Source organism: Cytobacillus sp. GQ23, assembly GCF_059758675.1.
Window position 1 is genome coordinate 107,628 of the sequence record NZ_JCAXER010000004.1, and the last position, 19,057, is coordinate 126,684.

39 protein-coding genes are annotated in these 19,057 nt (G+C 41.7%); all 39 read right to left on the reverse strand.

Features of this window, described 5'->3' with window-relative positions; translation table 11 throughout:
- Nucleotides 1–26 precede the first annotated feature (26 nt).
- The 39 genes from AC6CHU_RS04845 to AC6CHU_RS05035 all read right to left on the reverse strand — a co-directional run bounded on the left by AC6CHU_RS04845 (nucleotide 27) and on the right by AC6CHU_RS05035 (nucleotide 19,047).
- Entirely contained in the window at nucleotides 27–716 is a 690-nt protein-coding gene (locus tag AC6CHU_RS04845; protein WP_498120398.1) for a hypothetical protein, read from the reverse strand.
- A 167-nt stretch (nucleotides 717–883) separates the two neighbouring features.
- Entirely contained in the window at nucleotides 884–1,486 is a 603-nt protein-coding gene (locus AC6CHU_RS04850; RefSeq protein WP_498120400.1) for a helix-turn-helix domain-containing protein, read from the reverse strand.
- Nucleotides 1,452–1,640, reverse strand: coding sequence for a hypothetical protein (locus AC6CHU_RS04855; protein ID WP_498120402.1), 189 nt, complete (start codon nucleotides 1,638–1,640; stop codon nucleotides 1,452–1,454). Before AC6CHU_RS04855 ends, AC6CHU_RS04850 begins: the two co-directional genes overlap by 35 nt.
- A 1-nt stretch (nucleotide 1,641) precedes the next feature.
- Complete coding sequence (locus AC6CHU_RS04860) at nucleotides 1,642–2,034, reverse strand: hypothetical protein (RefSeq protein WP_498120404.1); 393 nt, start codon at nucleotides 2,032–2,034, stop codon at nucleotides 1,642–1,644.
- A gap of 12 nt (nucleotides 2,035–2,046) precedes the next feature.
- Nucleotides 2,047–2,514, reverse strand: coding sequence for a hypothetical protein (locus tag AC6CHU_RS04865; RefSeq protein ID WP_498120406.1), 468 nt, complete (start codon nucleotides 2,512–2,514; stop codon nucleotides 2,047–2,049).
- Nucleotides 2,515–2,582: 68 nt separating this feature from the next.
- A complete protein-coding gene (locus tag AC6CHU_RS04870) occupies nucleotides 2,583–3,098 on the reverse strand; it encodes a hypothetical protein (protein ID WP_498120408.1) in 516 nt (171 codons plus the stop codon).
- Between the two features lie 42 nt (nucleotides 3,099–3,140).
- On the reverse strand, nucleotides 3,141–3,608 hold the full coding sequence (locus tag AC6CHU_RS04875; protein ID WP_498120410.1) for a hypothetical protein: 468 nt from the start codon (nucleotides 3,606–3,608) through the stop codon (nucleotides 3,141–3,143).
- 21 nt (nucleotides 3,609–3,629) lie between these two features.
- On the reverse strand, nucleotides 3,630–3,908 hold the full coding sequence (locus tag AC6CHU_RS04880; protein WP_498120412.1) for a hypothetical protein: 279 nt from the start codon (nucleotides 3,906–3,908) through the stop codon (nucleotides 3,630–3,632).
- Nucleotides 3,909–3,923: 15 nt separating this feature from the next.
- Nucleotides 3,924–4,445, reverse strand: coding sequence for a winged helix-turn-helix transcriptional regulator (locus AC6CHU_RS04885; protein WP_498120414.1), 522 nt, complete (start codon nucleotides 4,443–4,445; stop codon nucleotides 3,924–3,926).
- Between the two features lie 309 nt (nucleotides 4,446–4,754).
- A complete protein-coding gene (locus tag AC6CHU_RS04890; protein WP_498120416.1) occupies nucleotides 4,755–5,036 on the reverse strand; it encodes a MerR family transcriptional regulator in 282 nt (93 codons plus the stop codon).
- Between the two features lie 15 nt (nucleotides 5,037–5,051).
- Nucleotides 5,052–5,666: a uracil-DNA glycosylase family protein gene (locus AC6CHU_RS04895; RefSeq protein ID WP_498120418.1), complete on the reverse strand. Its 615-nt coding sequence runs from the start codon at nucleotides 5,664–5,666 to the stop codon at nucleotides 5,052–5,054.
- A 49-nt stretch (nucleotides 5,667–5,715) separates the two neighbouring features.
- Nucleotides 5,716–6,879, reverse strand: a complete 1,164-nt coding sequence (gene recA, locus AC6CHU_RS04900; protein ID WP_498120420.1) for a recombinase RecA — start codon at nucleotides 6,877–6,879, stop codon at nucleotides 5,716–5,718.
- Nucleotides 6,857–7,249 (reverse strand): hypothetical protein, encoded by a 393-nt coding sequence (locus tag AC6CHU_RS04905; RefSeq protein WP_498120422.1) that lies wholly within the window; start codon nucleotides 7,247–7,249, stop codon nucleotides 6,857–6,859. Before AC6CHU_RS04905 ends, recA begins: the two co-directional genes overlap by 23 nt.
- Before the next feature lie 234 nt (nucleotides 7,250–7,483).
- Entirely contained in the window at nucleotides 7,484–8,245 is a 762-nt protein-coding gene (locus AC6CHU_RS04910) for a single-stranded DNA-binding protein (RefSeq protein WP_498120424.1), read from the reverse strand.
- A 72-nt stretch (nucleotides 8,246–8,317) separates the two neighbouring features.
- The gene (locus tag AC6CHU_RS04915; RefSeq protein ID WP_498120426.1) at nucleotides 8,318–8,497 is read right to left on the reverse strand and encodes a hypothetical protein; all 180 of its coding nucleotides are present in this window, start codon (nucleotides 8,495–8,497) and stop codon (nucleotides 8,318–8,320) included.
- A 9-nt stretch (nucleotides 8,498–8,506) separates the two neighbouring features.
- Nucleotides 8,507–8,872 carry a hypothetical protein gene (locus AC6CHU_RS04920; protein ID WP_498120428.1) on the reverse strand — a complete coding sequence of 122 codons (366 nt, stop codon included), beginning with the start codon at nucleotides 8,870–8,872 and terminating at the stop codon, nucleotides 8,507–8,509.
- Nucleotides 8,862–9,170 carry a hypothetical protein gene (locus AC6CHU_RS04925; protein ID WP_498120430.1) on the reverse strand — a complete coding sequence of 103 codons (309 nt, stop codon included), beginning with the start codon at nucleotides 9,168–9,170 and terminating at the stop codon, nucleotides 8,862–8,864. Before AC6CHU_RS04925 ends, AC6CHU_RS04920 begins: the two co-directional genes overlap by 11 nt.
- A 13-nt stretch (nucleotides 9,171–9,183) precedes the next feature.
- Nucleotides 9,184–9,909, reverse strand: coding sequence for a 3D domain-containing protein (locus AC6CHU_RS04930; RefSeq protein ID WP_498120432.1), 726 nt, complete (start codon nucleotides 9,907–9,909; stop codon nucleotides 9,184–9,186).
- A 101-nt stretch (nucleotides 9,910–10,010) separates the two neighbouring features.
- Nucleotides 10,011–10,196 carry a hypothetical protein gene (locus AC6CHU_RS04935; protein WP_498120434.1) on the reverse strand — a complete coding sequence of 62 codons (186 nt, stop codon included), beginning with the start codon at nucleotides 10,194–10,196 and terminating at the stop codon, nucleotides 10,011–10,013.
- 89 nt (nucleotides 10,197–10,285) lie between these two features.
- Entirely contained in the window at nucleotides 10,286–10,513 is a 228-nt protein-coding gene (locus AC6CHU_RS04940) for a hypothetical protein (RefSeq protein ID WP_498120436.1), read from the reverse strand.
- The gene (locus AC6CHU_RS04945; RefSeq protein ID WP_498120438.1) at nucleotides 10,514–10,744 is read right to left on the reverse strand and encodes a hypothetical protein; all 231 of its coding nucleotides are present in this window, start codon (nucleotides 10,742–10,744) and stop codon (nucleotides 10,514–10,516) included. It abuts the gene before it with no gap.
- Nucleotides 10,741–10,968 carry a hypothetical protein gene (locus AC6CHU_RS04950; protein ID WP_498120440.1) on the reverse strand — a complete coding sequence of 76 codons (228 nt, stop codon included), beginning with the start codon at nucleotides 10,966–10,968 and terminating at the stop codon, nucleotides 10,741–10,743. The genes AC6CHU_RS04945 and AC6CHU_RS04950 overlap by 4 nt, the downstream gene beginning before the upstream one ends.
- On the reverse strand, nucleotides 10,962–11,330 hold the full coding sequence (locus AC6CHU_RS04955; RefSeq protein WP_498120443.1) for a hypothetical protein: 369 nt from the start codon (nucleotides 11,328–11,330) through the stop codon (nucleotides 10,962–10,964). Before AC6CHU_RS04955 ends, AC6CHU_RS04950 begins: the two co-directional genes overlap by 7 nt.
- Before the next feature lie 10 nt (nucleotides 11,331–11,340).
- Nucleotides 11,341–12,528, reverse strand: a complete 1,188-nt coding sequence (locus AC6CHU_RS04960; protein WP_498120445.1) for an ATP-dependent DNA helicase — start codon at nucleotides 12,526–12,528, stop codon at nucleotides 11,341–11,343.
- Nucleotides 12,529–12,581: 53 nt separating this feature from the next.
- Nucleotides 12,582–12,770 (reverse strand): hypothetical protein, encoded by a 189-nt coding sequence (locus AC6CHU_RS04965; RefSeq protein ID WP_498120447.1) that lies wholly within the window; start codon nucleotides 12,768–12,770, stop codon nucleotides 12,582–12,584.
- An 11-nt stretch (nucleotides 12,771–12,781) separates the two neighbouring features.
- Nucleotides 12,782–13,147 (reverse strand): beta barrel domain-containing protein, encoded by a 366-nt coding sequence (locus AC6CHU_RS04970; RefSeq protein ID WP_498120449.1) that lies wholly within the window; start codon nucleotides 13,145–13,147, stop codon nucleotides 12,782–12,784.
- Nucleotides 13,144–13,281: a hypothetical protein gene (locus AC6CHU_RS04975; protein WP_498120451.1), complete on the reverse strand. Its 138-nt coding sequence runs from the start codon at nucleotides 13,279–13,281 to the stop codon at nucleotides 13,144–13,146. Before AC6CHU_RS04975 ends, AC6CHU_RS04970 begins: the two co-directional genes overlap by 4 nt.
- Nucleotides 13,282–13,322: 41 nt before the next feature.
- Entirely contained in the window at nucleotides 13,323–13,535 is a 213-nt protein-coding gene (locus AC6CHU_RS04980) for a hypothetical protein (protein WP_498120453.1), read from the reverse strand.
- 44 nt (nucleotides 13,536–13,579) lie between these two features.
- Complete coding sequence (locus AC6CHU_RS04985) at nucleotides 13,580–14,179, reverse strand: hypothetical protein (protein WP_498120455.1); 600 nt, start codon at nucleotides 14,177–14,179, stop codon at nucleotides 13,580–13,582.
- Nucleotides 14,180–14,224: 45 nt separating this feature from the next.
- A complete protein-coding gene (locus tag AC6CHU_RS04990) occupies nucleotides 14,225–14,392 on the reverse strand; it encodes a hypothetical protein (RefSeq protein ID WP_498120457.1) in 168 nt (55 codons plus the stop codon).
- A 41-nt stretch (nucleotides 14,393–14,433) separates the two neighbouring features.
- A complete protein-coding gene (locus AC6CHU_RS04995) occupies nucleotides 14,434–14,874 on the reverse strand; it encodes a hypothetical protein (RefSeq protein ID WP_498120459.1) in 441 nt (146 codons plus the stop codon).
- A gap of 62 nt (nucleotides 14,875–14,936) precedes the next feature.
- A complete protein-coding gene (locus AC6CHU_RS05000) occupies nucleotides 14,937–15,131 on the reverse strand; it encodes a hypothetical protein (RefSeq protein ID WP_498120461.1) in 195 nt (64 codons plus the stop codon).
- A gap of 1 nt (nucleotide 15,132) precedes the next feature.
- On the reverse strand, nucleotides 15,133–15,321 hold the full coding sequence (locus AC6CHU_RS05005) for a hypothetical protein (RefSeq protein ID WP_498120463.1): 189 nt from the start codon (nucleotides 15,319–15,321) through the stop codon (nucleotides 15,133–15,135).
- Nucleotides 15,305–15,541, reverse strand: a complete 237-nt coding sequence (locus tag AC6CHU_RS05010; RefSeq protein ID WP_498120465.1) for a hypothetical protein — start codon at nucleotides 15,539–15,541, stop codon at nucleotides 15,305–15,307. The genes AC6CHU_RS05005 and AC6CHU_RS05010 overlap by 17 nt, the downstream gene beginning before the upstream one ends.
- The gene (locus tag AC6CHU_RS05015; RefSeq protein WP_498120467.1) at nucleotides 15,538–15,858 is read right to left on the reverse strand and encodes a hypothetical protein; all 321 of its coding nucleotides are present in this window, start codon (nucleotides 15,856–15,858) and stop codon (nucleotides 15,538–15,540) included. Before AC6CHU_RS05015 ends, AC6CHU_RS05010 begins: the two co-directional genes overlap by 4 nt.
- A gap of 89 nt (nucleotides 15,859–15,947) precedes the next feature.
- Nucleotides 15,948–16,952 (reverse strand): DHH family phosphoesterase, encoded by a 1,005-nt coding sequence (locus tag AC6CHU_RS05020; protein WP_498120469.1) that lies wholly within the window; start codon nucleotides 16,950–16,952, stop codon nucleotides 15,948–15,950.
- 7 nt (nucleotides 16,953–16,959) lie between these two features.
- Entirely contained in the window at nucleotides 16,960–17,238 is a 279-nt protein-coding gene (locus AC6CHU_RS05025) for a hypothetical protein (RefSeq protein ID WP_498120471.1), read from the reverse strand.
- Between the two features lie 305 nt (nucleotides 17,239–17,543).
- Entirely contained in the window at nucleotides 17,544–17,735 is a 192-nt protein-coding gene (locus AC6CHU_RS05030; protein WP_498120473.1) for a hypothetical protein, read from the reverse strand.
- Nucleotides 17,736–18,039: 304 nt separating this feature from the next.
- The gene (locus tag AC6CHU_RS05035) at nucleotides 18,040–19,047 is read right to left on the reverse strand and encodes a hypothetical protein (RefSeq protein ID WP_498120475.1); all 1,008 of its coding nucleotides are present in this window, start codon (nucleotides 19,045–19,047) and stop codon (nucleotides 18,040–18,042) included.
- Between the last annotated feature and the right edge of the window lie 10 nt (nucleotides 19,048–19,057).

Genomic DNA, 19,057 nt, shown 5'->3' on the forward strand with positions numbered 1-19,057 from the left:
GGCTGGAATTGCTAGAATCTATGGCATTACTTCATGGTAATCGCTAATTTTTGCTCCTCAGGGACGTATTGCATAAACTCTGGAAGTTTGCCGAAATATCCTTCAGCCAGTTCACGTTCCACTTCGAGTTTGATTTCCCCTTCACGCTTTTTGGTGATTTTGCCTTTTTCTTCTTTCTCCGCTGCGATCCTGGCTTCTGCCTTCTCTTCTACCATGTCATTAAACTGCTTAACGTAGGAATTCTGCAGCAAGGAAACATCCAGGTCAGCAGGCTTTTGGAAGGACTCCAAAACTCCATGATGCTTTAAGAAAGCAATCGCATCGTCTTTCTTTTCCGGATTTAGCTTCACTTTTGGAGCAGATCTTCTTAGTGTGGCTGTACCTACATCAAGTGATAATTTCTTTCCGCCGTTTTGATTCTTGATATACCCTTCAATAAACTCATTGATGCTTTGGATCTCTTTTTGCTTGGCCTGGATCTTTTCATCCCAGTCTGCCATGATGGCTGCTTTCAAGTGCGTTAAGCGATCTTGCTCCCGCTCGATGTACTTTCTGGCCAGCAGCATCTTGCGGATCTTCACTTCATCCGTCACGGTTGGCTTATAGCCTTTATCCGCCTGGAAGCTCTCCATCATCTGTGCCATTAAACCTTCTACATCAATGCCTTTTGCCTCTTCTTCAAATGCTTCGTATATTTTTGGATTGGTTGCTGTCATTGTATATTCCTCCCTTATTTCATAAGAACGCCCCGGGAGGGGCATTAATTATATATACCCATATCCCCTTTTGTCACTTCTCTGATTGATTCAGAGTCGCAATAGTCACAGGAATTGGTTTCATCACCGTGCATGGCATCACACTCATTGCAAATATAAACCATGTGTTAAGCTCCTTTCGATTCTTTCATCTTGCGAATTTTCGTCAAACGACGTTGAGTCCCGGATTCAGGCCGTCCGAGCCGACGTGCAATCTCACGATAATTGACACCGCCCTTGTACCACCACCAGGCTAACTCATCTTCTTCTTTCGTCCAATTAGTAGGGCGCTTCCTTCCGATTGCAATGGCTTTGCGGACTTCATCTGCCAGCCAATCGGGTTCAGGAAGTAAAACTCCTTGAACTACATGAGCAAAAGGAATTCGCTCCTTGTTCTGCTCTGCCCACTTCCACATCTCAGAGGAATCGATATAATAACGATGATAGTCCTCATCCTTGTGTAGACGTTTAGCTGGAAAATCCCGACGATGTATCCAGTCAATGATGGTTTTGTGATCGACTCCTAAAACAGGTGCTATTTCTCTAGGAGAATAAAGACCTGCTGCGGAGTAAGGATCGCAGTGGCCCGTCAGATCCTTGTGCTTCTGCTTGATCGCTTCCATTGTCTTTCCCAGCTTGGCGCACAAAAATGGCAAGGTCACATTCCCATAGGCATCAAGGAGATATTGTTCTTGTTCATACGTCCAAGTTTTTCCCTGATTTCTCGGCATCTAACATCTGCTCCTTTAACTGTAGCTCTCGCTCTTTTAAGTCATTGGACCGTTTTAACTCTTTTGCAATGTCCTTCATGGCCTTCATCGTTTCCGGCACCTGGTGTTCAAAAAAGATCTGACCTAATCGGGTTTGATAAAACTGAGGACCCATTTTATCGACCTCCTGCAGCTGCCAGTTCCTGTACAGCTCCTTTTACAAGTGAGGAGTCTATTCTTACCCCGGTACCTGTGATTGGGTTCGTAGCCATAATTTTATTCGCATTAATCATGTATTTGAATTTGTAGATCACCGGCTCCTGTTTATTGTTAAGGATATATAATAATTCCCCTTCCCGCAACGTATGAGGATCAAACTCCACAGCCTCTGCTTCTTTCACAACTGTCGTGAACATTTCAACAGGAATATCATAGGCAACGCCTCTTCGTTTGCCGATAAACTTAGACTGCTTCATTCGCACAAATTCATATTCATGGCCATTCGTACACAAAACGGTATCGCCTATCTTGCATCGTTTCAACTTGCTTTTCTTTTCTGCAGTCGTCACGCTATCATCTCCCTATTCTTCATTCTGCAGGCGCAAGAGCCTGTTTTCTTCAAGCAAGGTCTGAATGGTTTGCACATAAGACAGTAAGATTTCATAATCCATGGCTACATAATCCTTATCGGATCCCTTGAATGTGAAAGGCAAGAAGTAATAGGTGCGATTCATTTGCCTGGATTCCCATTCAAGTTTATCGAGCCACTCCTTCTTGATCGTAATCTGCTTTTCCCCTCTGGCACTTACAGTTCCACGTTCCTTGAACTCCGCCAGGGAGGCTGTCAGAGCTTCTTCTGTAATCATATCGCCCAATGCATGAGAAAGGGCCCCTGAGGCAATCTGTCTTCTGGCAGCATCCTTCGCTGTCTTGACTGCGTGATTGTACTTCTTCGTGCCCCGGTTCTCGAAGTCCATGCCTTGTTTGGTTTCCTTTGTGGGAATAGCTTTCGCCCGAAGACCCTGCCTTACCTTGGGTGCTTTGTACATACTGTAGTTAAAACACTTGAAGCAGGACTTTCCGACATTGGCGCATTCTTGCTCATAGACGCATTCCATCAGCTGCTCATACTCAGGAGGGCTTTGACTTTCTGGAACGTGGCCAGCTCTTCTTTTAATCGTTTGATTTCTATATTGGCATCAGCAAGCTTATTTTTAAGATCATGATTTTCTGATATCAAGTCAAGTTGTTGCATGCGAAAGTTCTGAATCGATTGTATAGCACAATCGAACTCATCTGCAGCCTCTTCCCTTTCTGGATATATGAAAGACACTTCAGGATTAGTAGTGATTACTTGAACTGGTAGATCCTGAAGAAAGTCATCAAAGTTTAATTCCTGCTGCACTCCAGTCGTGACCGGAACATCCTCAGAAAAATCCTGGTCTTTGATTTTATTCCATCTTTGTCTGATGGCATTAGGTTCCCGTGTCGTAAGATTCAATGCCTGAAAGTAATCAGCAACACGTTCATATCTTTCACTCATGGGAATATCATCCTCAAAAGTAGTAATAACGTCATACATTAACTTGTCCTCATAAGGACTCCAATTGGCTGCTTCTGCAGTTCTAGCCATAATGTAATGCCCTCCTATATAAAAAGGGAGCTCTGGTGCTCCCTAGTTCGTTACAACATTGCTTTCAATATTCAGCAATGAATTATTCGTGATTTTTGCATCAGCTTTTGCTTGAAGTGATTTTATGGTTGCCTCGAGGGAATAGTAATATTCATTAAACTGATCCTCTAATGCAAAAAGATCAACTGTAGGAAGCGGATAATGAACAGGAGCCGGGAAAGCTCTGGCGAACTGTATGCCTGCTGCTTTCCGTGCCTGTTCGTTTGAGCCTTTATACAGATCTTCCAATGTGTTCTTCAGCAATCGCTGAATGGCGTCTCGGTTCCTTCTGGCACGCCCAAAGTCATATAGTGCTTTAGTGTATGTTTCTTCTACACTTACATTAAAATGATGAAGTGCGGTTTTTTCAACAGGTGGGACCTTAAGGCGTTTGTTGATTGACTCATATTGATCAATCACCCTTTTCCATTCGACTGGATCTTCTTGGAGCAATCGTTCCAATACGTTCATGTGTGTACCTCCGTATAAGAACTAATTTACCGTATCTTGGTGAATATCTTCGAGTGTGGATTCGTACTTATCACATAATTCATTCATGGATTGAGAGCAAGCCTTCAACATTTGTATCACCATTTCCTGAGGTGAAACCTTTTGTTTCCGTGTGACTTCCTGAAACTTTTGCATAATGTCCAATCCGGCTTCTGAATCCTGATCGAAACCTCGGTCAGAATTCAGTGCAGTTTGGATATCTTTGATTAAGGTCTCAGATGAATCAGGAGAATATGGTGAATTGGAATAAATGTTTCTCAAACTTGACAGCCCCTTTTAGTGTTGTTCTGGTTCTAAATCTCGAACGATATAGGCTGTTGTTCCATCATCTAAAGACTGGCTGGAAATAATGCGTTCCTGATCAAAAGGAGCACCTCTTCTGATTTCCATTTCTAATCGATCTATTTGCTCATACAGCAATTCCTTATCTCTCTTCAGCTTATCAATCGTGCGGTCTTTTGCTTCAAGTATTGTCTCGAAACGCTTTGCACTAGTGCTTAATTCCTGAATCATCGTAAAGATATCTCCCACTTGCTTATCGGGATCTGGAATGCCATAATACACAATCTCGTTAGGCTCTGCTTTTTCCATAGATGAAATAACACCTATAATGCCTTGCTTCCTCAGTTTTCTAACAGCTCTATGTACGGTGGCTTCACTCAAGTCCAATTCAGCACCTATATCTGCCATGGATTTCTTAAGTGAACCTCCATCTGTCTGACATTGTTGCTTTATATACTCGTACACAGAAACTTCGCCTTTACTCAGCATCTCTATAATAGTTTTCTCTGTCATCATTCCTGATACATCTCCCTTAAATTGCTACATCTCTTCGTTAGTATACAACAAAACATACCGAAAACATAATACCTAAAATGCGAAAATTATGAGAAAATTTTTACACACCTGTGGAAGGTACTATATTAATATACCCGATTGTAGCGTAATGAAACTTAATGCATTACATTTTTAAGGAAATTAAGGGAAAAATCTTTTAAATTCGTGGAATTTTAACAAATTGCTAGGATTTTTTGCTTATGCCTAGATGATTATAACTGAGCAATTTTGTATGTGTCAACGACAATCCTTCAATTTTGTTACAAATATTTAATTTTGTAACATATTTGACTTATTGTGTTTCTTCTGTAGCCGCTCCATTCGCTGTTTCTCCTTCTTACGCTCCACTGCCTCCAGATCAACGACACCTATACCACGTATTTTTGCAATTTCCAAAACTTCCTCTACTGTGTATATACGATAATTATTTTTGGAATTTCTTCGGGCTGGGGGGATCAATTGATTCTCCTCCCAATACATGATGGTGTCACGGTGCACACCTAGCATTAATGCTGCCTGATTCATTGTGTATTCTTGTTTATATTCTTTCATTGTTACGAACTCCCTTTACTGTTTGCTCTCCACATGCTGCTTCGCTCGTAACAAATGCTGGCAAAACTCCTGAAAGTAATTCTGGTCTGTCATGGCAATGAGCGTACGATAAGTCGTGATCATATCGTATTTGCCCATTAAGACGGATGTAAAGCCGGCTCTGTTGATGGACTGGTCAAAATGTTTGCCGACATCGTATCCTAATGCAACTATGATCGACGGCTGAACGCAGAGCAGTTCAGACAGAAGATGGTGCTGGCAACGTTCAGGGGAGGCCGATGATTCACATTTAACCAGGGATGTGAAATAGATATCGTTTAAATCATATTTCGCCCAGGCCAGTGAGTCAGCCAGCAGCTTTCCTTCTTTTGTTGTAAAGTCGATGTCACTCGGAACTTCTCCTATGACCATGACAGATGCATTGAAATTACTGAGCTCCAGTGGCTTTTTGAATGAGTTTTGGTCGCAAGCAAAGCAATTGTGGATGCTTGTCTTGATATAGAATGGCGTTACATCCTTGTACATGGTATCCGCAATGAAAATCTGGTCGTAGAATCCTGGCTCCAGCTTTTCCTTTGGCTTGTCCATGTCCGATGTATCAAAGGGCAGTTCTTTTTCCGTTACTGACATTTCGACTCCTCCTTGCATTGATGGAGGGCTTAAAGCCCTCCCCTGTAGGTTACACTAGCACTTCTTCCGCTGAAGTGTCTTCTTCAAGATGCCCGTCCTGTGCGTGGTCCTCTTCCACGAACTGAGCATCTTTTGGGATTCTTCCTTGTACAATCTCATTGGTGTAATGGAACAAAGCAGGACTCTGCTTCAAGACACCTTCAACCGTGTCTTTACCCATCCACTTTAATGCATTACCAGCACCATCCGTTAAAGGATTCTTAGAATCTTCACCGTAGTAATAGTACGCTCCGGCTCTCTTGATGATGTCCATATCCATGGCGACATTCATAATGTCTTTCACTACATCAATACCGGTATCATAATAGTAATCAAATTCACTTTTGGTAAACGGGCGGCTTACTTTATTTTTGATTACTTTGATGTTGATGGTTTGCCCAATCGTCACATCGGATTTCGTGATCATGCTGCGTCTGATTTCCATACGGACAGAACTGTAGAACTTCAGCGCTCGGCCTCCTGGAGTGGTTTCCGGGTTGCCGTACATGACTCCGACTTTCTCACGAATCTGGTTAATCATGATGAACAGTACATTGTTCTGATGGCATAAAGTAGCCATCTTCGGCAGGTTCTGTGAGTTCAGACGAGCCTGCAGGCCAATGTTTTGATCTTCCGCATTGCCTTCGATGACCTTTTTTGGCACGAAGGACGGCAAACTATCTCCCACAATCAGTCCAACCTGACCGGAAAGGATAGCTGTCTCTATTAAGTTATATGCCTCCTCACCGTGAGTCGGCTGAGAAATCAGCATGCCGGTTTCTTCTGAGATATCACATCCCAAAAACTCCGCATGTGTTGGATCCAATGCGTGTTCTGCATCGACAAACAACACTTTCTTTCCATAAAAAATATGTGGAATGATCTTTGAGTTCTTCTGGAACTCCGCAATAATCCTTAGACATACGGTAGTCTTACCGCTGGATTCAGGTCCATAGATTTCAACTAATCTTCCCCATGGAAGTCCGCCAATTCCTAGTGCATAATCAAGTGAAGGAATGCCTGTTGAGACAGGCTGCACCTTTGCGGTATTATCCCCATCAAAAGCGAAGATCGAGCCTTCGCCCATTCGCTTATTGATCATGTTGATAAAATCCGTATTGGACACTTGGCCTTCCACTGTCTGCTGTTTATCAACTTTCTTCTTTTGTGCCATCTAAATCACTCCACCCTTTGTAAGTCTCAATAAATACGTCAATTGCATCTTTGGCTGCTTTGATATCACGCAAGGGCTGCAGGATAGCCTCCGTATCATGACGGACTTCCATATCTGTTTCTCTGACAGCCTTGGTCATTTGGGCACCACGGTTATTCAGAGATTTAGACATCCACTGCGCCATGAGAACCAGCATGTGATCCGGAATCTCATCTTCCTTTTTCATGATATCACTGACGGCTTCCAAGGTATCGTCAATCATTCTTGCTTTAGCTGTCTTCTGGGGCATCCCACGGTCATGATAGTAATCATAGATTCCGAAGATGAAACGCCCCAGGGAGTCAGCCGGTGAAGCTTTCTTTCTTGCCATCAGTTCCATTCCTCCTCTGGAATGAACCCGCCACACTCAGAACAGCTATACCCTTCATAACCAGGTGCGCTGCTTCTTGCAAACAAAGCGCCACAGCAAGAAGATACATAACACCAGTGAGTTTTTTTCTTTTTCTTAGAAAAAATAGATAACAACTTCATTTATATCCTCCAATCGATCATCAAAGCCTCTGTATCAATAAAAGAGGAAAAGGGGAAGATCCCCTCTTCGGTGTTATTGAGCTCCAGGGAATCCTCCATTAGGCGCTCCAACGGGTGCTCCGACTGGCGCTCCGTATCCGCCGCCTGGAGGGTTTGGAGGAAATCCGCCCTGTGGTGCTCCTTGTGGAGGAGCTGGTGGGAATCCACCTTGTGGTGCTCCCTGTGGCGCTCCTTGTGGTGCCTGCTGGAACTGCTGCTGCTGTTGTTGTGGTGGAGCTTGATATTGGCCTTGTGGCTGCTGATAGTTATTCGGCTGCTGGAACTGTCCTTGTGGCGGTTGAGACTGTTGGCTTTGTCCACCCTGTCCATTTCCACCTTGTCCTTGTCCTCCGTCTAACCCAATAATTTCAGTTGCCTTGATGGTTGGATAATACGTGTACGTGCCATCGTTTTGCTTTTGCTGGCGAAGTTCAGGAACTCCAGTAATAAGAACTTTACGTCCTTTTGAAACGTGGTTTACTAAGAAATTGTGCTTGCTATCTGCACCTTCATTTCCCCACACTTCCACAAACCAGAAATCTGTTCCTGCTTTTTCACTTCTGTGGTTAACCGCTACCTTAGTAGAAGCTACCTTGGAGTTTCCAATCATCTTGGATTCAGGTTCTTTAGTTGTGCGGCCTACGATTGTGATTTGTGCAAGGTTGTCATAACCAGAGTTGCGGTTCTGACCGTTCCCGCCTTGACCTTGAGGCTGGCCGCCTTGATTATTGTATCCGCCTTGTGGCTGGTAGCCACCTTGATTGTATTGTTGATTATAAGGATTATTCATACCCATTGTCATGTTCCTCCTAAAGGTTTTTTGGATTTTTTATTTTCACTGACATGCCCTGGGAAGGGCTGGTTTTTCTTATACTTTCAGCAAGTAATGTATTTCACGATCATGCTGTTCAATGGCATGTATACGAGCAATTACAATGCTATCATCACTCATTTGGATCTGAAGCAGTTCTCCTACTTCAATATCACGATTAGATGGATACATAAAGTCCTGACGGGTTCCGTCGGGCAAGATTAATACATTTCTCAACGGTATCACCTATTTTGTAGTGTCCTTCAATCCAAAAGCGAAGACAGATGCATCTTTCTTGACCTTCCGCTTCTCCGTGTGAGTCACAAAGTTCACGTACCCTTCCACAAACACCATGTTGCCCGGCTGGAACTGCTCTGAATAAGCAGAGACCAACGTTTCTGGAGCAAACACATGAACGGTTCCCAAGACATCATCCATCATAGCAATGTACATCGGATGTTCGTCACTGACAGGTGGGACCAGGTGTGTGATTCGGCCGCCTACGGTGACTTCTTGTTCTTGAACTGTCTTGGTTCCCAGTTCAATAGAGAAATGCGTCACATGTTCTTTAATGTGGTTCAGATCCTGCTTCTTTGTCTCATTAAGCTCCATTCTCATCCGGCCCCTTCCGTTTCATTTTCATATATTCTATATGAAGTTCGGACACCAAGGCCTGGACTTCATGAGGATAAATGACGCCTTTGCGTATCAGAAGGTTCATGAGTGCATTCACCAGAAGGTAGGAGGTTTGCACCTCTTTGTCATACGTGAGCTTTTCGGGAGTGCCTGTCGGATCAATTGGATCTTTGAAGGGTGTGGGGTTCGACTCCGATTCAGATTCTTTTTTGCTTGGCCCAGTGAACATTTGATCACTAAAGTCAAATAGCTCATCGCTTTCGCCAATTGCCATGGGGGATCATCTCCTATTCTTTACCTAATATCTTGACTGCTACCATAGAGTCTCCCATGGAAAGGGAAGCTTTGGGCACATAGTAGTCAATATCATATCCTTTGATGGCGGATCCTGTATCGTCTGCTCGACGTTTCTCGATCTTGCCATCCGGCCACTTGATCAGCACCCAGGTGCCGAGCGGGATTACATTGGGATCCACTGCAATACTGACGCCTGCCGTTGTCTGGCGTCCGCTGGCTGTGATGCCATATCCTTTGTCTCCAGGACGCTTGCCTGTTGACTGATAGTTGTTATCGTAGTAGGTTAAGCGGAAGTTCTTCCACTCCCCTGCCTCTGATTCACCACGGGAAATTACCTGGGGCTGTTTAGTCTTTTTTTCAAGTTCAGCCACTTTGTTTCTGAAAGCGTCGATCTGACCGTCTTTCTTTTTAACTTCCGCTTGGAGGGTGTCAGTCTCCTTATTTAGTCTCTCGATTTCCAAACGAGATTGCTCTAATAGTCCTGATGACTTCTCCGCTTCATCCGTTAAGACTGCCACTTTGTCAGACAGCTGGATGGTAGTGTCACGAAGTTCTTCATTTTCTACAAGCACATCTGTGTACTTTGCGTTCAACTCAATATGAGACTGTTTAAAGTCCTCTGCAACTGAATTAAAATGAAGAGTTAGAGCAATGGAAGTTACGCTTGCTGCCCCTAACACCAAATTTGAAATGCTGGGTTTACGTGTAATCTTCATATGCTTTTACTCCTTTTGGTCTTCCCCTGTACCACTTTCTCCCCAAGTTTACCACTTAACTTAGGGAAATGCAAGGCATTACATGAAATAAAAAAGGCACTCTATTGAAGTGCTTCTTCTATCGCTTCGAAGTGTTGATGATCAATACAGTAAATAATAAAAGCCAACATGGCCTCTGCTACAGTGTCTGAATCATGTTCGCCTTTGGTTGATAACATGACTTCCCGGCACTTGGCGTCAAAATGGTGTCGTGTGATGCCACAATGTTTCTCGATGTAAGTTGCCATATCAGGGGTAGCCAATATTTTATTTTCTTTCCATAGTCTATATACATAAGACACCTGATAAGATCGTGAAGATCCCAGGTATACAGAAACTAGCTCCATTCGACTTGGACTTCTCCTAAGTCAGCCATGCTGATCTCTCCTGTTGATTTCTCGAATGTTATCGTTTTTCGGTGATAGGTGTGATCTACAAAGTCCATCTTATAAGTGGAGCTATCCTCTTGATCCGGATACCATGAAAATTCATCAATCTGGTCTTGAGTATATAGTTTAGCTAAATATGTGACAAGCTTCTTTTGATATGAAGTAATTGTAAGCATTTAGACCGCCTCCTTGAGTTGGGATGGAGTAATTTCAATGTAAGATAAATTGAGCCAGTCTTCCTTTCCTGGTTCACGGAAAGAAGCATAGGCAATTAACTCATCATCATCTATGTTCATGCGATATTCCGTTCCTTCCTGATCTTCCAGGTACGTGAAACTCATATCTGTCTGATATTCTTTGGCTTCCACGTCAAAGCCTTTCTTTAGCAGCTGCTCAAAGAACGTCATGATAACCTCTCCCCTCTGTATCCTATTACACGGTACTCAGCATGCAGCACTCCGTCACGCATAAGACCATATACATATTCACCAGGAACAAGAGGCTGCGTTAAGTCGAACTCCTCAACCAGGATCTCATTTCCTGCAGCATCCCGCCCTGTGATTTTTCTCCAATCTGAAGGCATGTTTTCAACACGTTTGGTTTCAATGATTTGAACAATTTTTTCTACCATTGGAATACTCCTTTCCAAGCCAGGCAAATAGAGGGGTTTTCAGTTAAACGGTCCAAGGTCGCTTTCAGGTGCAATAGTTTCCTTTCACTTGTTTGATACCTAAAACCTGCCTTGTACATAGCACGCAGTTCTGGCACGCTGTGAACTTGGTTCACCAAAGTGGCTGGCTTGTAAGTCTCAATAAACATCAATGTGATGTCTTTCATTCCTTCGATGGTGCCGCTGCACAAGGAAACACTGCAATGATTTCCCTTTTTAATCACAAAATCCATGCTTGCGGATGGATGTCTATATGAGATAACTCTGGCATCTTTCTCGCCAAAGTTATCCGAACGCTCTTCTGTAATTGTAACGTCTTTCATCATTAACCTCCTATATGACAAGAACTAGCTTTTCTGCGCTCCGGGTGATAGCAGTATAGAGCCACCGGTGATGTTCCTCACGGTTTAAGACTTCAGAGATAACCACGACATTATTCCACTGCGAACCCTGACTCTTGTGCGCCGTTATGCAATAGCCATAGTCAAATTCACTGTAAATGCCGTACTCATGAGGCAACAGCTTATATTCATTGTCTGTGAAATGGTCATTCACCAAATACAAATTATGAAACTTCTTCTCCGTAAAATCCGGCCGAAAGGCAATCTTCAATGCTTTTCGTTTGATATCATAATTATCCTGAATGTCATATTTTATATAATCGACATAGCCTGTCATGCCATTGACTAAATTAATATCTTCGATGTTCTTTCCCCAATCATTGCGTGTGCAAATCAACTTATCTCCTTTTTGAGGCAGAATGTTGGTGTAGCCGAGGTATTGACGAACATCCTGGTTCAATCCCTGGCGTGTTTTGTTCTTGCCGCAAATGATCTGGTCTGCTGTTGTATAGCAATGCTGCTTGACTTGGTGCCATTGCATTTGGTCAATGACCAGCACTTCTCTGTTGGACCCGTACCACCCATAAGGAATGGGCTGTCTGGTTCGTGCCAGCATGGATAAGTGGATGATCGGATTCCCCTCTGCCTGACGATGAATCTCTGTCAGTGTGTAATCAGGGTTGTTGAACATTTTAAGGAAATCTTCATTCCCTTTTTGATTGACCGGCGGGAGCTGGCCTGTGTCACCAATGAAAAGGATCTTTACGCCAAATGACTTCAGATCCTGCATGACCTGGCCATCCACCATGGAGCACTCATCGATAACAATCAGTTTTAAGTGCTCCAATTCGTGTTTTTGCCGAAGGATGAAAGTAGGTCCTCCCTTGGTGGCTTCATCGAGCTTGTAAATCAGACGGTGAATCGTCTTTACTTTAAACTTTCCATTCGCTTTCTGTGTTAAGACCAATGCTGCCTTGCCAGTATAACAGGCAAATTCGACTTTACTCTTTCTAACACCCAATATATCGATAGCATGATGCACAATGGTAGACTTACCTGTTCCGGCAAAGCCAGCCAGGAAGAACGTCTGGTTGGAACTATTCGTGTACCATTCTTTAATGGCATCAACGGCACCTTCCTGCATGGGAGTTAATGTAATATCTGTTGCTGCGGTTGTCATGTTATTTCCTCCTTCATATCACCTGCCTAATGCCCTGGCAAGGGCGGGGGTTTTTATATAAATTTATGGATGTCAATAAGATCGGATAAATCAGATAGACGACTGTCCATCCCATCCTGGACCAGTTTTTCAAGCTCTTCCCAAGTCAGCCGAGCTTCCTTCATTAGAGCTTTCCTTATTTCCTTTCTGATCAGCTCCTGTGTCTTAAGGGGCAGCTGGGAAACAAATAACGTTTTTTTCATTTGAGCCCTCCTTACTCAGATTTAATGATAGAGCGGATCTCTCGCAGCTGATTAAGATTGAGCTTCATGAGAGAGTGCTCAATCTCACGTCGCAGCTGCTTCTTCTCTTCTAGGATCTTTACCTTGTCCCAATATGCATTTTCAGACAAGTATGCTAGATAGACTTCTCCGAAGGAATTATCATGCCGAAGGGTTCTGAGATCGAATCTTCTTTCAAAATCGAATCCCTTTTCAACAGCGTAGAAGCTCTTAGTATTGACTTTGGTCACTTCATATTCGCTCAAATTAGGTTGGGAGCTTCCAGTCCATCCGCCAGTGAAGCTGACATATACTGTTTGGCCAACAGTGATTGTTGGTCTTTTTGATTTGCCTTTCATGAGTCATCTCCTACACGTACGACTTCTTCTCCGCTTTCGCACTTCGGACAGGAACTGGAGCCCTCATCGGTCTTCTTGCTGACAGCGAAGTCTACCTCACACAGGCCACAATAATACAGATTCCAATCTGTCATCAAATCACCTCATTTTCTGTAATTATCTGAATGTGCGGTTATTAAATGATATCAATATCCTTTAAGTATTTAATAAAACTGTTAATTCCTTTGCCTCTTGTATCTGTGTTCGGATCAAACCATTTTTCCGATGTAGCCCAGAAATTAGCTCTATCAACCTGTAATTGGCCATTCACTAATTCCCTAAATACAATGCCTCGTTCAGAAAACACCTTTTTGGCAAGTTCTATCTTTTCAATGTTTTTAGGATTCATTTTTCTTCTCTCCCTTACCAAGCAATTTATGTAGCTCCATAGGATTACCATCCCATAAAGAGCAAGCTGTATTTATCCCAATCCGTTGATTTGTAAAGTCTCACTAATTCAAATATGGAATACTCGTACTTCCATGAGGTAGTAATTGCGGGTTTAGATTCATCCAAATTGATAGCCATGACCGTGTTGAAACCATTCTTCCATTCACTGTACATGCTTTTTAGATGCTGCTCGTACATCTTCTCTTTTGTACGTTCATCGAAATCCTCTTCTAAACGTTCTGAATCTGTACGTAATAACATGCCTTCATACATGTTAATGATTAACCCTTTTTGATGTTCGATTGCATTAAGGACAGCTTCCTTTCCTACAATGAAAGGCTCATACTCCTCATATCTTTCCGACAATTCCTTGTCAGCAAAAAGTGGCTTTCCATTTTGTTGAATCTCACTAGCATTTTCATAATACTTGCCGAATCCGAAAAATTCCTCACCGATTTTATACAATGGCACATAAGGCTCATCGTCGTCCGGATCCAATAAGCCAATTTCTATGCCCCATTTGTAGAATTCATCCTTTGTGAGGTGGTGGATATTATCTAAGAGCTCATTTTCGACCTTATAAAAATAATGTCTATAGCCCATATATTCTCCTCCTTTGTGTGTTGCATTACATGATCGTACTATTCATTACTTATCGTCTGAAAAAATCTCATTATTGTCTAAGGTAATGCTGATTTCAGATTTATTTACAGTGAGATTGACATTGCTCCAACCACCGTTTGTATCTCTAAAAACAAATACTTTTCGTCCATCTTTTTCTTTGTCAACTCTTTTGAGTAAGTCATCAAGATTCATCTTTATTCTCCTTTCTTTACTGAACTACATATGTCAAGAGTTCAGCAAATGTAAAATTCACCGGCAAGCAATTCATCAAATGTTAATACATCATTCGTTGAGAAGGCTTTCGCAGCAAAGAATGGATTGGCAATGGCAGTCAGAAGGTCAGAGATTTCTTCCGGAAGGTCCAGATCTTCCTTCTGAATAAAACGATGATGATCTGCAAGTACGACTTTTAATTTCTTGCCGTCCTTGTAAGCATCTAAGAACTCAGATAGAGTTACTTTCTTCTCTGTGCTTACTAAGCGGAATTTAGACTTTAAGAGTTCTTCAGTTAAAATAAGGCTTTCCCCTGTACGCTCGTTCACTAAAGAGCCAGCTTTCTTAACGACTGTCGTTCCATATAGTCCGTTATCTGTAGATACCTTTGCTTTAGTGCCTTCCGGAATGTTAATTCCTAATAATTCTAATACGTTATATGATTTAGTAACTGTTGTCATGGTTGATTCTCTCCCTATTTGTCAGTTTGATTTCACTAAAATGCCCTGGCAAGGGCGGGTGCTTAATAACTTGGAACTCTCTTCATCAATTCAATTTCTGAATAGAGCTTCCCTTTCTTGAAGTAAAGATCACGCAGCTGATCGTTTTCTTCTTTTTGACGGCCTTCGATAGCTGCGATGTCTTCCTTTACCTGCTGGAATTGCTTCTCCAGGTATTCTACCTGACTAAGTGCTGCTTTTGTTACTGGTGCTTCCATCTTAAAGTGCTCCTCCTTGTTCATTGAACCAACGCAGGAAGCCTTCAGGCGTGTTGCCATACTTAGCTCCTGCATTAATGTACGCAATCATGGAAGAGCTAACTTCCTCTATCTTCTCCTGTGGCATACCGCTTTCTTTAACAGCGATGTCAACCGCAATGTCCAGGAGATCATCAATCGGCTTTTTCATGGTTGTCTCCTTTGATGTAATACTTTGCATCTGCCATTTGTTCGAAAGGTATATCTCTCAATTGAGAAAGCGCATCATGCTTTTTGCTTATAAGTTGAGCAGCATACACAACACCTTCTTCATCTTCAAAGCACAGCAGCACATCATTGTCACCTTTGAAAGCATTGACTGCAGCTGCTAACGACACCTCAAGGTTGTATTCCGGGTTTCTTTTTATCATAACCATTCCTCCAATCCTCTTAGCCTTACTTCCCTTCTGAGAAGCATATAAATCCTATTTTTATCCCACAGAGCAAAATACTGAGTCATTGCAAAATTACCCTTGTGCTTCTTCCCTTTTTTGGTGCTCCAGGGAGCTAAGCCATAAAGAATATGATCATCCCCGTTTGATTCATCATACCAGCTTGCAAGAGCAGAGTTGCTTCGATGCATGAGTCTGATCGTATTCACAAGGTGTCCATTATCCATATCTCTTGGATAAATACATTGCCCTTCCTGGGTGATCCAGAAATCATTCTTATGACGATTCGCTGGCATGAGGTATTCTGGGAATGGCAGGGGGTCTTTTCTTCCGATATACCGTACAAATAAATATTCCGAAATTAACTCCACATTCTCTCAGCTCCTTACTGAGGAAGGATGGTTCGTACTATGTTGATTATCTGATCTTCTGAAAGCTCGCTGCCTGCTGTGGCTTGTCTGCCTCCTCCGCCAAAGTAGCGGGCAAACTTGCCTACATCGATATCTTCCCTAATCGTACGATAGCTGACTTTACGTGATTTCATGTTAATGATGGCAATCAAGTCCAAGCTAGGATGCATTTTGTGTAGTTCATTTCCGACTTCACTAATATGCTGCTCACCAAATACCACACCTACCTGGTATTTGCCAACGCAGAATGACATTAAATTGTCGGACATCTCACCAATATAGGCATCTACTTGTTCATCCAAGATATCAAGGATCATGCGATCATCTTGAGATAAAAAGAAGCTATCATGTGCATCAAGACAATTCATTACCTTAGTAATCCAACGATCACGACCTAAGAAGTAAAACAGGTTATTATATCGATTAGGCTCTTCGTCGTTTAAAATTTTCTTCCAATCGTATGTGTCATACTCCCTGACTCGTTCAGCATACTCAGATAGGCCGGCAACTTCTGTTTCATACATGAAAGCATCCATTAAACCTTCTTCATAGAGGTATTCAAAGAGCATCGTGGTGCCAGATGTTCCACGGCCGTCATTATGCTTTTGAGAAACATAACCAAAGGAGTATTCATTCAGCCATTCCACATCATGATGATCTAACAAGACAACTGGAAGACCTTCTGTATGAATATGTTCTAATTTTCGTGCGACTTCTTCATTAACCGAGATATCTGTAATAAAAACATCGCCATATTCTTCCAATGAACCTTCAAGAAAAGAGTTGACTTTCTCATTAACATCATGATAATCACAGTATGTAACTTCTACCCTTTTCTTGCCGAATACTTTGAACGCCACAATAGCACAGCTGACACCATCGAAATCCGTATGCGTGAACAGTTTAATTTTATTATTCATTTCCATCATCCTCCTAATGTAATGCATTTCAATTGTAATGCCTTCCCCAGGTTTAAGCAATCATTTTTTATTTAAACGTAATCTTTCCACCTGTGATATCTATCTCACTGTCCTTGCCTTTGTAGAAGAGCTTTTCCCCTTTTTTGACAATATACGCTTCATAAGTGGTCATCGTGTTTCCATTTGGAAGTTCAATGATGACCACTCGTCCCAGGGGTTCCTTTGGCTCGCTGGCGGGCGTATGTTTTGGAACTCCAAGATAATATATGCTGCCGGCCAAGAGAAGGAGCAGAAACGGCATCAGGATTTTTCTAAATAGGCTTACTCGCTTGTGTTGTTTTCTCATGCGGGTGCCTCCTTTATTTCTTTAACTTGCTACTGATACACCTATATAAATAATGCCTGCTGCAAGTGCCATACCTAAAAGAAACAAGATTATTACTATAAAATCAAGAAAGTCTAGCTTCATATATAATCAATCCTTTTTTTGTTTGTTTATTACTTCTTGTAGTAACAATCAAGGCAAACAGCAAAGCCATTGTCGTCAGTTTCGCTTTCACCAATGACGATATCACAAATTTTACAAATGATTGTGTATGTTTCTTTTTCCATTTCTGCCGCTCCCTTTGTGTCGGTTTTTGTTCGTATAGTTCAGTAATTCGTTTCTGGAATATCGTTCATTTCTTCCTCGATATTTTCCAATTGTTCGTCTGTTAAATATCTTGTTGCAATCTCTTTGAATTGCACTAAATCAGCGTGTTCGTGAATCATTTTTTCATACAAGTTAGCCACATATTTCAATTCGTCTATTGAAAGAGTTTCAGAAAACTGGTACTTTCCCAATTGTTTTTCCTCCTTCGCTATATATGTCTACTAGACACGTTCGTGCTTTTCACCAGTGATCTTCTCTAATTCATCATAAGCAAATTCCTTATGTGACTTGTGTAGTCTCCTTGCAGACCAAAGATTAAGACTAACGAGTTCTTTGTTCATAACTTCCAGTTCACATATATAACAGCTACGCTTCAGTACTCCATGCACTTCGCATACTTCACCTTTTTTCAAAGTAATCACCTCATAATTAGATTTCCAATACACATGCCACGGCAGTGGCCAAAAAAAGAAGCCGAAGGCTATCAACCAACGGCTATGGTAAGGATAATAGTTCAACGTCAACACTAGGATGCCAAGGAGAATTGCCCTTTTCAATTCTTAGGCGTTTCCATTCATTAATCTTATTATATTTTCTTTCAAGATACGGACCTTTGTTGTAATACATCCAGTCAATGATTGCGGTGATATGATTAAACTTTGTAAATCGCAATTTAAATAAACTGCCCTCAGCTTCAATTTTACCTGTGATATATAAATATTTGTACAAAATTTCATTGATTTCAGTCATAAGTCTATAACTTCCTAGAAAAGATAGTTCTTGCTGTAGATCTCCATTTTGAAACCAATATGAAAAGCAACCATCGCCATCAAATTCTCCTCTCACAAAATCAGAAAGGAAATCATCAGGAACTCCTGAGGGTAATTGTTCTTTTCCTGACTTATTAGGATAGACACCCAAGGATATCAAATCTTCTACAATCTTTCTTGAATTAAGTGAAAGGCATGCGTTAGAGAAAAACTTACCATTAAGCATAGTTTGACCATACTTTATCTTTGCAGTATTGCAAATTTCATTCGAAAAGTTAGTCAAATGTGGACCATCAATAGAAGAAAGCAAGAAACGCAACCTATAAGTTGATCGCTCCTTGCCTTTAGATACTTCTATCCCGCCATCAGCCACAATAAACCCAAGCCAGTATGCTTTGTCTGGAGTATCTATAGATTCAAAGTATGAATAATCATAATTATGTTTTCGATATATCCTTGTTTCAATGCCGAATTTTTGCATATATTTTGTAATAGTATCACTATTACAATGAGCAGTTTCAGCCATTTTTCTTACAGTTAGCTTATTTATATGATGCTGTTCAAATAACCACTCTTTATCAAGATATGCTCTTTTTAAACCTAATTTTTGTATCCTTTTCATTACAGTATGTCTATTGACACCCAAACAAGAAGCTATTTCACTCTGCTTCTTGTTTTCAAAGCAATACATTTGAGTTAGGAGATCTTCATCAATTTTACAAGCTGGTGGCATTAGCTCATCC